This window comes from Streptomyces kronopolitis (assembly GCF_014646275.1).
GTDB lineage: Bacteria > Actinomycetota > Actinomycetes > Streptomycetales > Streptomycetaceae > Streptomyces > Streptomyces kronopolitis.
Genome location: NZ_BMND01000020.1, coordinates 12,319 through 26,732 on the forward strand (window position 1 = coordinate 12,319; position 14,414 = coordinate 26,732).

A 14,414-nucleotide genomic window follows, 5' to 3' on the forward strand; every position below is an offset into this window, starting at 1 on the left:
GCGGCGGCTCGTCCGGCAGTTCGCCGTGACAATTGCGCCCCGGTGGCGCAACGCGCACGCTAGCAAGCCTCGTTCACCTCGCACGTGCTATCGACTAAGCTCCGCGCGTCGCACTTGCGACCGCATGGCAAGGGAATGACACGGGGGTGGATCCATGCCGGCGCTGCGCGATTCCGGGGCGGAATCGGAAGCGGAACATCCGGAATACGCCGGGCAATACCGTCTGGAAGCCCGTCTGGGATCCGGCGGAATGGGCGTGGTGCATCTGGCACGCTCCTCGTCCGGACTGACCCTGGCGGTCAAGGTCGTCCATGCCGAATTCGCCCAGGACCCGGAGTTCCGCGGGCGGTTCCGGCAGGAAGTGGCGGCCGCACGGCGGGTCAGCGGGGCCTTCACCGCGCCCGTCGTCGATGCCGATCCGGAGGCCGAGCGGCCGTGGATGGCGACCCTGCACATTCCCGGCCCGACGCTCTCGGACCATGTCAAGAGGAATGGCCCGATGGTGCCCGGCGAGGTGCGGCAGCTGGCCTCCGGACTCGCCGAGGCGCTGCGCGACATCCACCGCGCCGGGGTGGTGCACCGTGATCTCAAGCCGGGAAATGTGCTGCTGGCCGCGGACGGTCCCAAAGTCATCGACTTCGGAATCTCGCGTCCTTCCGACAGCGAAATGCGCACCGAGACCGGCAAATTGATCGGCACGCCGCCGTTCATGGCGCCGGAGCAGTTCCAGCGGCCGCGCGAGGTGGGGCCCGCGGCGGATGTCTTCGCGCTGGGTTCGGTGCTGGTGCACGCCGCGACCGGGCGCGGGCCGTTCGACTCGGAGAGCCCGTACCTCGTCGCGTATCAGGTGGTCCACGACGAGGCCGATCTGGCGGGCGTGCCCGAGGAGTTGGCGCCGCTGATCGAGAGCTGCCTGGCGAAGGATCCCGCGGACCGCCCGACTCCGGACGCGCTGATGGAACTGCTGCGCACGCACGCCCCGGCGGACGCGAACCCGGCCGCACCGGCGGACGCGAGTCCGGCCGCACCGGCGGAACCGGCCGGGGCAGGACCCGCGCCCGCACGCCCCGAGACCACGCACCTCCGCGCCGCCGCCCCCGAGCACCCCACCGGCCCCCGCCGCCCCGCACGTCCCCGCGGCGCTCGCACCCGCCGCTGGCTCCTGTGGGCCGCCCTCGCCCTGGTCGTCACCGGCGCCGGCACCTTCACCGGCATCCGCGCGCTGGCCCCCGCGGGCGACAGCCCGGACCCCGAGCTGCAGACCCGTCCCTCGTACGCCGACCGGGCCGACTTCCGCCCGTGGCACACCACCCTCGTCAAGCGCCCCCGGGGCCACGCCGCCGAGCTGCCGTTCTGCACCACGGGCGCGGGCGCTGTCTTCTGCGGCCAGCCCGGCGTGCTCGCCGCCCGGCTCGCCCCGGGCACCGGCCGGGTGGCCTGGCAGCGCGAGGACGACGCCACGACCGGCAGGACCTCCCTCAAGAACGCCGCCTCCCCCACCCCGCCGGCGCTCTCCGGCGGACTGCTCTACGTCTTCTCCGCCGGCGCCGGGCGGCTGACGGCCCTGGACCCGTCGGCCGACGGCAAGGGCGCCACCCGCTGGACCAAGGACGTCTCCGGGTACGAGGGCGGCGCCCGGATCGTCGGGGACCAGGTGCTGCTGACGGCGGCGGACGGCACCGTCACCGCACTGGACAGCGCGACCCACCGCCAGCTGTGGCACCGGCGCTTCACGGGCCACGCCCTGCCCGCCTTCACCGCGTTCGGCGACGGGCGCACCGCCTACGCGGCCGAGAACACCCCCGACGGCACCGGCACCCAGGTCACCGCCATCGACCCGGCCCACGGCAGGGTCCGCTGGTCGCACCGGCTGCCCGGCCTGCTCACCGTGGCCGGCCCCGGCACGTCCGGGGCGCTCTATCTGACCGTCACCGACCCCACGTTGTCCTACCGCACCACCGCCGTCCTCCGGTACGACCCGGCCACCGGCCACACCCGGCGCCTCAAGCTCACCGCACCGCTCGACGGGGCCTCGGCCGTGGTGCGCGGCGAGTCGGTGTACCTGCTGGCGGAGGGCGGCGCGCTGCAGGCCGTCGGCGCACGGACCTGGGACACCGAGACCTCCGTCAGCCGGGGCTCGGCACCGGTGGTCAGCGGCGACCGGCTCTATTTCACCGCGGCGGACGGCCGACTGCTCGCGGTCGACACCCGCTCCGGCGACCTGCTGGGCCAGACCCCGCCCCGCCTGCACGGCCGCCACAACGGCTTCGTCGAAAAACTGCCGACCCCGTCGGTGGACGCCCGCCACGCCCGCGTCTACGCGGGAGCACCGGACGGCAGCGTCTTCTCGGCGCCATCGGGCGACCCGGCGGGCTGGTGACGGCCGGGCCCACCGCCCGCCGCGTGACAGGAACAGACACAGCACTCGCGCCGCACCCCCGGGACGGCGGCGCTCCCGGACTCGGCGCCGCCCTGGGTGCACCTGGGGTGCCGGCCGACATGACAGGCCGGCGAGACGTACGGGGCGCCCGCGCTCACCGTGCCGCCCTCTGGAGCACCGCGATGAGCTTGCGGGCGGTCTCCACGTTGCAGCGCCCCAACTCGACCAGGACACGCGGCGGTTCACAGCCGAACGTGACCGGGTCGACGGCCAGCGACGGCAGCACGATGCCGGTCCGCCCAAGCACATCGGCCAGCTCGCCGCAGGCCGCCTCGGCCTCGTTCCTCGCGTCGGCCGCCGCCCGTCGTTGCGTCGTCATTCCTACCGCTCCCGTCTGCCGTTTCCCTGTCCGATGCCCCGGAGCGCCACTACCGTGTGTGTTCCGGCCACTACGAGAATGGACCCGGAAAAAGGCGCGAATGCCGCTTGCGGGCCGTATTTCCCCGCCCCACACCGCTTGTTCCACACCTTCCACGGAGGAGGTCACCATGCCGCCGCGACGAGCAATCACCGGCCGGAGCCAGGAGCCGCGCCAGCGGTTCGCCGAAGAGCTGCGATCACTGCGGGCCAAGAAGGGCGACTCCCTGCGGCAGCTCGGTGACGCCGTGGGCTGGGACTGGTCCCTGTTCGGCAAGATGGAGAACGGCCAGACGATCGGCAGCCCCGAGGTCTCACAGGCACTGGACATCTACTACGGCACGCCGGACCTGCTGCTGACCCTGTGGGAACTGGCGGCGGGGGACCCTACGCAGTTCAAGGAGCGATACCGCCGGTACATGGCCCTGGAGGCGGAGGCGGTGAGCATGTGGCACTACGCGGTGAGCGTCCTCCCGGGCCTGCTTCAGACAGAGGGCTATGCACGCGATCTGCTGTCGGCGGGCGGCAGTAGTGGAGAGGAACTGACGCGACAGGTCCAAGCGCGGATAGCGCGACGGGAGTTGCTGGATGACGACAACGCTCCACGCTTCCGCACAATCCTGTCCGAGGCCGTGTTGCGTACCCCCTTGGAAGATGCCGAGGAATGGCGCAAGCAACTGGAGCACTTGCTGACCATGGGGGAACGGCCGAACGTCATGATCCAAGTCGTGCAGCAGAAGGTTGGTCTCCACGCGCTGACGAACACGGACACCATGTTCCTGCGACTGCCTGACGGACGCACCGTGGCATGGGTGGAGAGCGGATACTCAGGCGAACTGGTCGAGGAAACAGCAGCAGCCGAACGACTTCAGCTCAGCTACGATCTGGTCCGTGACTTAGCCATGTCCCCGGTTGAATCACGGAAGTTCATCAGGCAGATGTGGGAGGAAGCCTCGTGCGAGCCATCGACCTGAGCGCCACTACCTGGCGCAAGAGCTCATACAGCAACCAGGACGGCGGCCAGTGCATCGAGGTCTCTGACGACTTCCCTGCCCTCGTCCCGGTCCGCGACAGCAAAGACCCGCAAGGCCCCGCCCTCACCTTCGAGGCTCCCGCCTGGACGTCCTTCGTCACCGCCGTGAAGCACGGACAACTCCCCCGCACCTGACCGCACGCCCCGGCTCTGAAGTGCCGGCCCACAGACCGGCCCCCGTCGCTCGCCCGCGACGGGGGCCGTTGTTGACTGCGGTTCGTCAGGTGGTGCGGGCGAGAGGGTTGAGCAGGGGACGCTGCTTCCACAGAACGAGGGCGCAGCCAACGGCGAAGAGGAAGGCGGCTTCGCCGGCGCCGAGGGCAGAGGTCGGCTGTTGGATGGGCCATGCCCAGGGCTGGGCCGAGCCTCCCGGCCTTCGTCCGGCGGCGGCACAGGCCAGGGGAAGCACAGCGACACAGATCGCGGCAATGCCGGGGCCCAGAGCCGCTCGGACGATGAGAGCAACCCCGAGGAAGCCCACGCAGTTGCGGGCCAGTGACAGAGATTCGGGCCGGTCCCACAGCAGGTGGACCACCACCGCCGACGTCACGACCAGGATCGCGAACGCGAGGCACAACGCGAGGTTGCGTCGGCCCTTGTGACGCAGGGCGACTTCTTCGGTGACGGTGTCGCCGCGGTCGATGCCGTGCAGGAGCAGGACAACGGGGAGCACACCGAGGATCTGTGTGACCAGGAGCTGCCCGGACGGGCCTACGACCGCGGGCACAGGAATGGCTTCTTCTCGGACCAAGGCGGCCATGAGGTACACCGCGATGGTGGCGGCCACAACGGCCGGGGCGCCTTTGGCCTTGAGCCACCAGATCATCGTGCTGCCCCCTGGGCGTGCGGCGCGGGCGGTGGTGCGGGCTGCGTCGTGCAGTCCCGCAGGGCCAGGCCGTTGCGGTGATACCAGGCCAACTGTGCGTCATGGGATGCCCGCATGACGCGTGCGGCTGTCGCGCCGTCCTTTTCACCGTAGTGGCCGGCCACTACCTCCTGCTCGGCCCCGGCGGTCAGCGAAAGCCACGCGGCAGTCGGCCCGTAGGCATCGGCGCCCGGAAAGGAACTGCCGGACTGAGCACAGGCCGGCGGCCCGGACGGAAGGAGCGCGGTGCCCACACCGGCACGTACCTCGGACGGGGTGGGATCGGGCCAGGCTCCGATGAAGAGCGCCCCCTTTCCAGGATGCTCGTTCATGGTGAGTTCGCCGGGCACGGTGACGCCGGCCCGCTGGAGACGGTGGCGTGCATCGGAAGCGTTCTCCCGGACCATGGCCGCGTGCCCGGCCAGCTCCGGCCACAGGCACACGCGCGGTTCGTCCCCGGCGCACTCCAACTGGTCGGCGGGGCGGGCGGTCACGGGATCGGCGGGCAGCCCGTGGGCCAGCCATGCACTACCGGCCAGGCCGGCCACCAGTGCTCCGCCGATGAGGAGAGTGCGGGCTCGCCGTCTCAGCACGGTCAGGGCCAGGACAGCGGCGCCGATGACACCAAGGGCAAGCACCACGGCGCTCGCCGCCGCACGCCAGCTGGGCGTCTGATCGAGAGAGCAGCACGAGCCCATGCCGCCGGTGACCATGTGACGCAGCCACAGTGGCTCCAGAGCAGCCGGATACGCGGTCAGCACGAAGCTGAGAATGAGCGCCAGAGGCGTGGCCACGACCAAGGGCAGGCGTGTGCCGAGAAGAAAGCCGGCCATGGCGTGGGCCGTGAGAATCACCAGCCAGATGAGGACCATGCCGACCGGCGGCGTGCCGACATCCGGCCGGCCCGTGGAGATGGTCACGGCAGCGGCCACCGCCATGCCGACGATCCCCAGGACGAGCACAGGAGCGAGAAGCGGCAGGGCGATCCCGAGGCCGGAACGCGTCGGAGCCCAGTGCGTCACGTTGCCACGCGTGAGCCGGGTACCTTCCCAGGCGCCGGCCGTTGCACATGCAGGTGCCACGAACGGTAAGGCGAAGGTGGCGGCGCCCAGGGCGCTCGGCCAATAGCCGTGGGTGACCCCGGCGGTGAGGTCATCCGACAGCAGCAGGGCAACGAACGCGGCCAGCAGGGGAGCCAGCCAAGAGGCGGAGGAGGAGCGCAGGACGGTACGCCACAACACGGCTCACACCTCCTGGGCGATCAGATGCGTGTAGGCGCCCTCAGCGCGCCGGCCTTCGGGGATGCCGGGAGCGGCCAAGGACAGGAAGGCGTCGGTGTCGCCTTCGAAACGCACCTTGCCCTGGTCGAGGATGACGACGTGGTCATACATGGTGTCGAGGTCCTCGGTCTGATGAGTCGACACCACCACCTGGATGTCGGCCAGCAAATGCGTCACCAGATCGCGGAAGATCTGACGCTGCGAGGGGTCGAGACCTGCGCTGGGTTCGTCGAGAAGCACGACTTCGCTGCTGTGGACGAGCGTTCCCGCTATGCCCATGCGCCGCAGCTGTCCCCCGGAGAGCTGATGGCTCTTCCGGTCCGCCAGGCTCCCCAGCTTCACACGCTCCAGAGCGTCGCGGGACCGATCCCATGCGTCGGTACGGGACATTCCCTTTAACCAGCCGATATAGGCGACGTTCTCCCGAACGGTGAGTCCGGGCATGGGCTTGACGTTCTGCGGGAGCCAGCCGACTGCCTGACGGTAAGCGGCCTGCGACTTCGACCGGGCCGGGTCCATTCCCCGCCAGGTCACCGTGCCCTCGGTGGGGGCGATCCAGGAGGCTGCGATACCCAGAAGTGTGGATTTCCCTGCGCCGTTCGGCCCGAGCAGGACGGTGGCTCTGTGCCCGATGGAGAGATCGAGCCGGTCGAGGACAGGAACTTTCCGTCCGTACTGAAAGGAACACCGATTGAATTGCAGAGACATGGCACCTAGCTTCCCGCGAGCCGAAGAAAGCCGGCCGGAGCACGGTCGCCCACCGGCCGACGTATCGTCACCTGTTCCATTCCCACGCCATCTTGACGGGCTTGGCGCACAGGTGGGACGTCCCCGGCCACGACGTTCCATGTCTCGGCGAGGCTGAAGCGGTGCAACTGTGGGGGCTCCGCGGCGCGATGACGCTGCGGGCTCTCCGTCCTCAGTGGCCGTCAGGCCGCGGAGCCATGGCAACGGCCCCCGTCGCTCGCCCGCGACGGGGGCCGTTGCCGTGCTGCTGAGAGACCTGCCGGGCGGCTCAGCCCAGCTTGCTCACGTCTCGCACCGCGCCCTTGTCGGCGCTGGTGGCCATGGCTGCGTAGGCGCGGAGGGCCTGGGAGACCTTGCGTTCGCGGTGCTTGGGGGCGTAGACGCCGCCCAGGGCCAGGCGGCGGGCCTCCAGTTCCACCTCGCTGACGAGGAGTTCGATCGTGCGGTTCGGGATGTCGATGCGGATGCGGTCGCCGTCCTCGACGAGGGCGATGGTGCCGCCGGACGCCGCCTCGGGGGAGGCGTGGCCGATGGAGAGGCCGGAGGTGCCGCCGGAGAAGCGGCCGTCGGTGACCAGGGCGCAGGCCTTGCCCAGGCCGCGGCCCTTGAGGAAGGACGTCGGGTAGAGCATCTCCTGCATGCCGGGGCCGCCCTTGGGGCCCTCGTAGCGGATGACGACGACGTCGCCCTCCTTGATCTGCTTCTTGAGGATCTTGTCGACGGCCTCCTCCTGCGACTCGCAGACCACGGCCGGGCCCTCGAAGGTCCAGATGGACTCGTCGACGCCGGCGGTCTTCACCACGCAGCCGTCCTCGGCCAGGTTGCCCTTGAGGACCGCCAGGCCGCCGTCGACGGAGTAGGCGTGCGCCAGATCGCGGATGCAGCCGCCCTCGGCGTCGACATCGAGGCTGTCCCAGCGCTCGGACTGGGAGAAGGCGGTCGCCGAGCGCTTGCAGCCGGGGGCCGCGTGCCACAGCTCGACGGCCACGTCGGACGGTGAACCGCCGCGCACGTCCCATGTCTTGAGCCACTCGTCGATGGACGAGCTGTGCACGGTGTGCACGTCCTCGTTGAGCAGCCCGGCGCGGTAGAGCTCGCCGAGGATGGCGGGGATGCCGCCGGCGCGGTGCACGTCCTCCATGTAGTACGTGCCGCCCGGCGCGACGTTCGGCGCGACCTTCGCCAGGCAGGGCACCCGGCGCGAGACCGCGTTGATGTCGTCCAGGTCGAAGTTGAGGCCGGCCTCCTGGGCCGCGGCGAGCAGATGCAGGATCGTGTTCGTCGAGCCGCCCATGGCGATGTCCAGGGCCATGGCGTTCTCGAAGGAGGCGCGGGTGCCGATGTTGCGCGGCAGGACGGTGTGGTCGTCCTGCTCGTAGTGGCGCTTGGTGATCTCGACGACGGTCCGGCCGGCGTTCTCGTACAGCGCCCTGCGGGCGGTGTGGGTGGCGAGGACGGAGCCGTTGCCGGGCAGCGACAGGCCGATCGCCTCGGTCAGGCAGTTCATCGAGTTGGCGGTGAACATGCCGGAACAGGAGCCGCAGGTCGGGCAGGCGTTCTCCTCGATGCGGAGGATGTCCTCGTCCGAGATCTTGTCGTTGACGGCGTCCGAGATCGCGTCGACCAGGTCGAGGGTGCGGACGGTGCCGTCCACCAGCGTCGCCTTGCCGGACTCCATCGGGCCGCCGGAGACGAAGACGGTGGGGATGTTGAGCCGCATCGCGGCCATCAGCATTCCGGGGGTGATCTTGTCGCAGTTCGAGATGCAGATCAGCGCGTCCGCGCAGTGCGCCTCGACCATGTACTCGACGGAGTCGGCGATCAGGTCGCGCGAGGGCAGGCTGTAGAGCATGCCGCCGTGGCCCATGGCGATGCCGTCGTCGACCGCGATGGTGTTGAACTCGCGCGCGATGCCGCCCGCCGCGTGGATCGCCTCGGAGACGATCCGGCCGACCGGCTGGAGGTGGGTGTGGCCGGGCACGAACTCGGTGAAGCTGTTGGCGACCGCGACGATCGGCTTGCCGAAGTCCTCGCGCGCTACCCCGGATGCCTGCATAAGGGCTCGGGCGCCGGCCATGTTGCGGCCATGGGTAACGGTGCGGGACCTCAGCTCGGGCACGATGGTCACTCCCTCGGGATTACGTCCGTATGACCGCCGGCGCCGGTACCGACCCGTGCCGCGTACCGGGTGGCGTCATATATATGGCTCCCGTCGAGGTTACGCCTTTGATCCAAGATCTGGACAGCCTCTCCGGGATGTGAGACGGGTGACCGGAGTGCGGACAGCGCGAGAAGGAACATCCGCGCAGGTCACGGGCCTGTCGAGGGCCGCGGACCGGTCCGTGTGGCGCTTGTCAGGGCTGGGTCAGATAGCGCCGGAGGGCGGGGGCGACCATGGCGATGATCGCCTCCGTGTCCGCGGAGGCGATCGGGTCCATCCTGATCACGTAGCGCAGCATCGCGATCCCGATGAGGTGGCCGGCGGCCAGCTGGACCCGGAACTCCGGGTCGGGTACGTCGAGTTCGCCGGCCACCCGCTGGAGCATCCGGCGCTCGATCAGCCCGCGCAGCACGGCCGCCGCGGTGTCGTTGGTCAGCGCGGAACGCATGATCGCCAGCAGCGGCTGCCGGCTCACCGGGTTCTCCCAGATGCCGAACATGAAGCGGGCCATCCGCTCGCCGACGTCCGCGCCGCCGCCCGCGAGGGCGTCCGGCATGGTCAGCGCGGGGGCGAAGGTCAGCTCGATGGCGGCCGCGAAGACCTGCTCCTTGGTGCCGAAGTAGTGGTGCACCAGCGCGGAGTCCACCCCGGCGGCCTTGGCGATCCGGCGGATCGAGGTCTTGTCGTAGCCGCGCTCGGCGAACTCCGTGCGGGCCGCGGCCAGGATCCGCTCCCGGGCGCCGGGACCGGCCCCGTCGGCGGCCCGGGCGGGACGGCCCCGGCGGCGGGGCGGCGGGGGCGGCGTGCCGGGCTCCGCGGGCGCGTCGTCCGGCCCGTCGGCGCCGCCGCTCACGAGCCCGGGACCCAGGTCGGCGAGGCGAGGTGGAGGCGGGTGAAGGCCAGCGCCTCGGCCAGGTCCGCCTCGCGTTCGGCGGCGGACATCGCCCGGCGGGTGTTGACCTCGACGACCACATGGCCGTCGAAGCCGGTGGCCGCCAGCCGCTCCAGCACCTGGGCGCAGGGCTGGCTGCCGCGGCCCGGCACCAGGTGTTCGTCCTTGGCGGAGCCGTTGCCGTCGGCCAGATGCACATGCGCCAGCCGGTCGCCCATCCGCTGCATCATCTCCACCGCGTCGTTGCGGGCGGTGGCGGTGTGCGAGAGGTCGACCGTGAAGTGCCGGTAGTCCTCCTGGGTGGGGTCCCAGTCCGGGGCGTACGCGAGCATCTCGCGGTCCCGGTAGCGCCACGGGTACATGTTCTCGACGGCGAACTTCACATCCGTCTCGTGCTCCATCCGCCACACACCGCGGACGAACTCCCGCGCGTAGCTGCGCTGCCAGCGGAACGGCGGGTGCACGACCACCGTCGAGGCGCCCAGCTTCTCCGCGGCGCTGCGGGCCCGCTGGAGCTTGACCCACGGGTCGGTGGACCAGACCCGCTGGGTGATCAGCAGACACGGTGCGTGCACGGCCAGCACCGGCACGCCGTGGTAGTCGGAGAGCCGGCGCAGGGCGTCGATGTCCTGGCTGACCGGGTCGGTCCACACCATGACCTCGACGCCGTCGTAACCGAGGCGTGCGGCGATCTCGAAGGCCGTCGCCGTCGACTCCGGATACACCGAGGCCGTGGACAGCGCGACCTTCGCATCCGGGATGCGCACCACTGGCTCTGTCACGAGGGACAGCGTACGGGCCGGTGCTGTGCACGGGGCACGAGGCCCGGACGGCCGTGGCCCGCCGCCCGGCCCGTGCGCGCCGCGGCCGCTACGGCAGGTGGTCCAGCCGCCGCAGGATGACGCCCTCGCGCAGCGCCCACGGGCAGATCTCCAGCGTCTCGACCCCGAACAGGTCCATCGCCGCCTCGGCCACCAGCGCCCCGGCCAGCAGCTGGCGCGAGCGCCCCTCGGACACGCCGGGCAGCGTGCCCCGCTCCTGCGCGGACATCGCGGCCAGCCGCGGCACCCACTCCTCCAGCTTCTTGCGGGTGAGCTCCCGCTGGACGTACAGCCCCTCCGCCGAGCGCGCGGCGCCCGCGATCCGGGCCAGCTGCCGGAAGGTCTTGGACGTGCCGACGACCCGGTCGGGAGTGCCGTAGCGGGTGAATTCGCTCACCACCTTGGCGATCTCGGCGCGCACCCGGCGCCGCAGCGTGCGCACGTCCTCGGCCTCCGGCGGATCGCCGGGCAGATCGCCCGCGGTCAGCCGGCCGGCGCCCAGCGGCAGCGACACCGCCGCGTCCGGGTCCTCGTCGAGGCCGTAGGCGATCTCCAGCGAGCCGCCGCCGATGTCCAGGACCAGCAGCCGGCCCGCGGACCAGCCCAGCCAGCGGCGGGCGGCGAGGAAGGTGAGCCGCGCCTCGTCCTCGCCGGAGAGCACCTGGAGCTCGACCTCGGTCTCCGCGGCGACCCGGCGCAGCACCTCCTCGCCGTTGCTGGCCTCGCGGACCGCTGAGGTGGCGAACGGCAGCACGCTCTCGACGCCCTTGTCCTCGGCGACCTGCAGCGCCTCCTGCACCGTGGCCACCAGCCGCTCCACCCCGGCCTCGCTTATCGCGCCGCGCGCGTCGAGGAGTTCGGCCAGGCGCAGCTCCGCCTTGTGCGAATAGGCGGGCAGCGGGCGCGCGCCCGGGTGTGCGTCCACCACCAGGAGATGGACCGTATTCGAACCCACATCGAGGACACCGAGTCTCATACGGGGAAACCTACTGCGCGCGGCGGACACTGCTGTCGGCGCGGTGCCCGCCGCCGCTCGCCTTACGCTGGAGTCGTGGCTAAGACGAAAAAGGCGAAGCACGAAAAAGCGCTGAAGAAGGAAGAAAAGCGGCGCGCTCAGGCGGCCGAGGAGGATCGGCGCCCGGGCGGGGCCTCGGCCGACGAGGTCGGCCTCGACTTCGCCCGCGCCTGGGTCACCTTCCCCGACCCGGCCGACGACGAGCAAATCTTCCGCTGCGACCTGACCTGGCTGACCTCCCGCTGGACCTGCATCTTCGGCAGCGGCTGCCAGGGCATCCAGGCCGGGCGGGCGGACGACGGCTGCTGCACGCTCGGGGCGCACTTCTCGGACGAGGAGGACGAGGAGCGGGTCGCGCAGCATGTGGCACGGCTCACGCCCGATGTGTGGCAGCACCACGACGTGGGCACCACGTCCGGCTGGATCGAGGAGGACGAGGACGGCGACCGGCAGACCCGCCGCTGGCAGGGCTCCTGCATCTTCCAGAACCGCCCCGGCTTCGCGGCCGGCGCGGGCTGCTCGCTGCACACCCTCGCGCTGCGCGAGGGCCGCGAGCCCCTGGAGACCAAGCCGGACGTGTGCTGGCAGCTGCCGGTGCGGCGCACCTACGACTGGATCGACCGGCCGGACGACACCCAGATCCTCCAGGTGACGATCGGGGAGTACGACCGGCGCGGCTGGGGCCCCGGCGGCCACGACCTGCACTGGTGGTGCACCTCGGCGACCTCGGCGCACGGCGCGGGCGACCCGGTGTACGTCTCGTACAAGCCGGAGCTGACCGAGCTGATGGGCAAGGAGGGCTACGACCGGCTCGTCGAGCTGTGCGAGGAGCGGCTGGCGGCGACGCTGCCGATGGCGCCGCATCCGGCGGACCCGGCACCGCGGGAGAAGCCGGCGGATCCGGCGCAGGAGAAGTAGGCGCGCGCCGGGGCCGCCGTGGGATCCGGCGGCGGCCCCGGTGTGCGCTCAGCTCAGCGGGCGGGGCGGGTGGTGTGCGACGGCGTGGAGCCCGGTGCGGGCTTCGTCGGCGTGGGCGTCGGCGTCCCGGGCGTGGCCGTGGGTGTCGGGGCCGGCGGGGTCGGGTGCGGCCTCGGGTGCGTGGGGGTCGGCGTCGCGGACGGCGAGGTCGGCCGCGGCCTGGGGTGCGCGGGCGTCGGACGCTGCGGGCCCGGCGCGGGGCCGGTCGCGCCGTAGCCCTCCATCGTGACGGCGGTGCCGCCCGGCTCGATGGCGATCCGGGCCCGCCAGCGGCCCGCGGGCTCCCGGTCGTGGTCGATGGAGACCGTGATGGTGGCGGTCTGCCCGGGCCGCAGCGAGCCCGCCGTATGGCTCAACTGCAGCCAGGCCGCGCCCGCCGCGGCGTGCCAGCGCACCGGGTGGGTGCCCGAGGCGCTGAGCGTGATCACCGTGCTGCGGCCGCTGGGCTGTGCGGCGACCGTCAGCCGGCCCGCCGCCTCCTCCCGGCCGTCCGGCCCGTCCGTCCGCTCCGGACCGCCGCTCGCGCTGATCACCTCGACGGACACGTCGTGCGACCCGTCGCCGGTGGTGAAGCCGGGCCCGGGCGTGGTCCGGGCGTTGCCGGCGTTCTCGTAGGGGCGGCCGCCCATCCGCTCCCCGGTGTGGGATTCGCTGGCCGTCACCGCGGGCGAGTCGTCCGCCGCCTCGTCGGTGGCCGGTGTGCTGTGGTACGCCGCCCACAGGGCCAGTACGGGCGCCGCGACGACCGTGGCGACCACGGTGGTGGTCAGCGCCCGACTGCGCAGCCGGCGCCGGCGGGCCACCCGGTCCGTCGGGGGGCCGACGGGGAATCCGCTGCGGTCGTAGCGAGGAGAACCGTTTGCCCCACCCGCCCGGCCGCCGCGTCCCGCACCGGGCATCCCCTTCGCCCGGCCCGACTTGGCGCTCCGGGCCGCCGCCAGCGCGGCGGCCACGGCCTCCCGGGGCGCGGGGACCAGCGGCAGCGCGCCCCGGTCCACCGGCGCGGTACCGGGCCACGCGCCGGGGGCGGTGGCCCGCTCGGCGGTGCGCCGGCACACCGTGCAGTGGTCGACATGGCGCACCAGCTCGCGGCTGAGCGCCGGGCCCAGCAGCACCTGGGTGTCGCCCGCCAGCTGCGCGACCTCGCGGCAGCGGCCGGACTCCACGACGGCCAGCGCCGCGCGGGTCCGTTCGACCTCGCAGGACGCGGCGGCCAGCAGCGCGCGGGTGGCCGCCGGATCGGCCCCGAGCACCGCGGCGACCTCGTCGGCCGCGAGCTGATGGCGCACCGAGAGCTCCAGCGCCTCCCGCTGCTCGGGGGTGGTGCCGGCGGCCTCCGGCCAGGCCAGCGCGGCGAGTTCGCGCTGCCGCAGCTCGGCGTCGCGGGCGGCCCCGGCGTCCGGCGCCGCGCTCTCGCGCCGCTTGGGGTCCACCGCGCGGCCGCCCGGGCCGGTCCGCTCGGCGAGCCGGCACTGGCAGGACCAGCGGGCCAGGGCGTAGAGCCAGGAGCGGTGCAGCGCGGGGTCGGCGGGGCGCCGGTGGTGGTGCCGCTCGGCGAGCGCGAGCACCTCGCCGAGCACCGCGATCGCCGCGTCGTGCGCGCACAGCACGGAGAGGCAGTAGGTGAACAGCCCGTCCAGGAAGGGCTCGTAGCCGTCGTGGGGGTCCGGGGAGCGCGGCGCGTCCGGGGTGTCCGGCTCGGGCCGCCGGTCGGACTGCGGCCGGCTCCGGCGCTGCGCGTCGCCGCGCGACCGGTGTGCGCCGGTGGAGTGCGTGGGGTGCTCGGGCCTGCTCATCACCCCGGCGACGGTAGGCGGATGATGCA

At 72.2% G+C, this 14,414-nt stretch carries 13 protein-coding genes; 4 read left to right on the top strand and 9 right to left on the bottom strand.

The window, feature by feature from the left end:
- The first annotated feature begins 154 nt into the window (after window positions 1–154).
- Entirely contained in the window at window positions 155–2,380 is a 2,226-nt protein-coding gene (locus tag IEY78_RS21040; RefSeq protein ID WP_189100559.1) for a serine/threonine-protein kinase, read from the top strand.
- A 154-nt stretch (window positions 2,381–2,534) separates the two neighbouring features.
- Here IEY78_RS21040 and IEY78_RS21045 read toward each other — a convergent pair whose 3' ends face one another.
- On the bottom strand, window positions 2,535–2,759 hold the full coding sequence (locus IEY78_RS21045; protein ID WP_189100561.1) for a hypothetical protein: 225 nt from the start codon (window positions 2,757–2,759) through the stop codon (window positions 2,535–2,537).
- A gap of 169 nt (window positions 2,760–2,928) precedes the next feature.
- On the opposite strand from IEY78_RS21045, the gene IEY78_RS21050 reads away from it, so the two are divergent.
- Both IEY78_RS21050 and IEY78_RS21055 read left to right on the top strand, forming a co-directional pair.
- Window positions 2,929–3,771 carry a helix-turn-helix domain-containing protein gene (locus tag IEY78_RS21050; protein WP_189100563.1) on the top strand — a complete coding sequence of 281 codons (843 nt, stop codon included), beginning with the start codon at window positions 2,929–2,931 and terminating at the stop codon, window positions 3,769–3,771.
- Window positions 3,753–3,965, top strand: a complete 213-nt coding sequence (locus IEY78_RS21055) for a DUF397 domain-containing protein (RefSeq protein WP_189100565.1) — start codon at window positions 3,753–3,755, stop codon at window positions 3,963–3,965. The genes IEY78_RS21050 and IEY78_RS21055 overlap by 19 nt, the downstream gene beginning before the upstream one ends.
- Window positions 3,966–4,050: 85 nt before the next feature.
- Here the strand turns inward: IEY78_RS21055 and IEY78_RS21060 are convergent, their stop codons facing one another.
- The 7 genes from IEY78_RS21060 to IEY78_RS21090 form a co-directional block, all read right to left on the bottom strand.
- Complete coding sequence (locus tag IEY78_RS21060) at window positions 4,051–4,656, bottom strand: hypothetical protein (protein WP_189100567.1); 606 nt, start codon at window positions 4,654–4,656, stop codon at window positions 4,051–4,053.
- Window positions 4,653–5,936 (bottom strand): DUF7224 domain-containing protein, encoded by a 1,284-nt coding sequence (locus IEY78_RS21065; protein WP_189100569.1) that lies wholly within the window; start codon window positions 5,934–5,936, stop codon window positions 4,653–4,655. Before IEY78_RS21065 ends, IEY78_RS21060 begins: the two co-directional genes overlap by 4 nt.
- Window positions 5,937–5,939: 3 nt before the next feature.
- A complete protein-coding gene (locus tag IEY78_RS21070) occupies window positions 5,940–6,683 on the bottom strand; it encodes an ABC transporter ATP-binding protein (RefSeq protein ID WP_189100572.1) in 744 nt (247 codons plus the stop codon).
- Window positions 6,684–6,990: 307 nt separating this feature from the next.
- Entirely contained in the window at window positions 6,991–8,841 is a 1,851-nt protein-coding gene (ilvD, locus tag IEY78_RS21075; RefSeq protein ID WP_189100574.1) for a dihydroxy-acid dehydratase, read from the bottom strand.
- A 235-nt stretch (window positions 8,842–9,076) separates the two neighbouring features.
- Window positions 9,077–9,736, bottom strand: coding sequence for a TetR/AcrR family transcriptional regulator (locus IEY78_RS21080; protein WP_189100576.1), 660 nt, complete (start codon window positions 9,734–9,736; stop codon window positions 9,077–9,079).
- Window positions 9,733–10,557, bottom strand: coding sequence for a sugar phosphate isomerase/epimerase family protein (locus IEY78_RS21085; RefSeq protein ID WP_189100578.1), 825 nt, complete (start codon window positions 10,555–10,557; stop codon window positions 9,733–9,735). Before IEY78_RS21085 ends, IEY78_RS21080 begins: the two co-directional genes overlap by 4 nt.
- Before the next feature lie 88 nt (window positions 10,558–10,645).
- Window positions 10,646–11,572: a Ppx/GppA family phosphatase gene (locus IEY78_RS21090; protein WP_189100579.1), complete on the bottom strand. Its 927-nt coding sequence runs from the start codon at window positions 11,570–11,572 to the stop codon at window positions 10,646–10,648.
- 75 nt (window positions 11,573–11,647) lie between these two features.
- On the opposite strand from IEY78_RS21090, the gene IEY78_RS21095 reads away from it, so the two are divergent.
- Window positions 11,648–12,529: a DUF3109 family protein gene (locus IEY78_RS21095; protein WP_189100581.1), complete on the top strand. Its 882-nt coding sequence runs from the start codon at window positions 11,648–11,650 to the stop codon at window positions 12,527–12,529.
- A 53-nt stretch (window positions 12,530–12,582) separates the two neighbouring features.
- On the opposite strand, the gene IEY78_RS21100 is transcribed toward IEY78_RS21095, so the two are convergent.
- Complete coding sequence (locus IEY78_RS21100; protein WP_189100583.1) at window positions 12,583–14,388, bottom strand: BACON domain-containing protein; 1,806 nt, start codon at window positions 14,386–14,388, stop codon at window positions 12,583–12,585.
- Window positions 14,389–14,414: the final 26 nt, after the last annotated feature.

Coding starts and splice junctions, on each gene's coding strand:
- IEY78_RS21090 (WP_189100579.1), bottom strand. CDS start 11,572: ATGAGACTCGGTGTCCTCGATGTGGGTTCGAATACGGTCCATCTCCTG.
- IEY78_RS21070 (WP_189100572.1), bottom strand. CDS start 6,683: ATGTCTCTGCAATTCAATCGGTGTTCCTTTCAGTACGGACGGAAAGTT.
- IEY78_RS21060 (WP_189100567.1), bottom strand. CDS start 4,656: ATGATCTGGTGGCTCAAGGCCAAAGGCGCCCCGGCCGTTGTGGCCGCC.
- IEY78_RS21050 (WP_189100563.1), top strand. CDS start 2,929: ATGCCGCCGCGACGAGCAATCACCGGCCGGAGCCAGGAGCCGCGCCAG.
- IEY78_RS21040 (WP_189100559.1), top strand. CDS start 155: ATGCCGGCGCTGCGCGATTCCGGGGCGGAATCGGAAGCGGAACATCCG.
- IEY78_RS21045 (WP_189100561.1), bottom strand. CDS start 2,759: ATGACGACGCAACGACGGGCGGCGGCCGACGCGAGGAACGAGGCCGAG.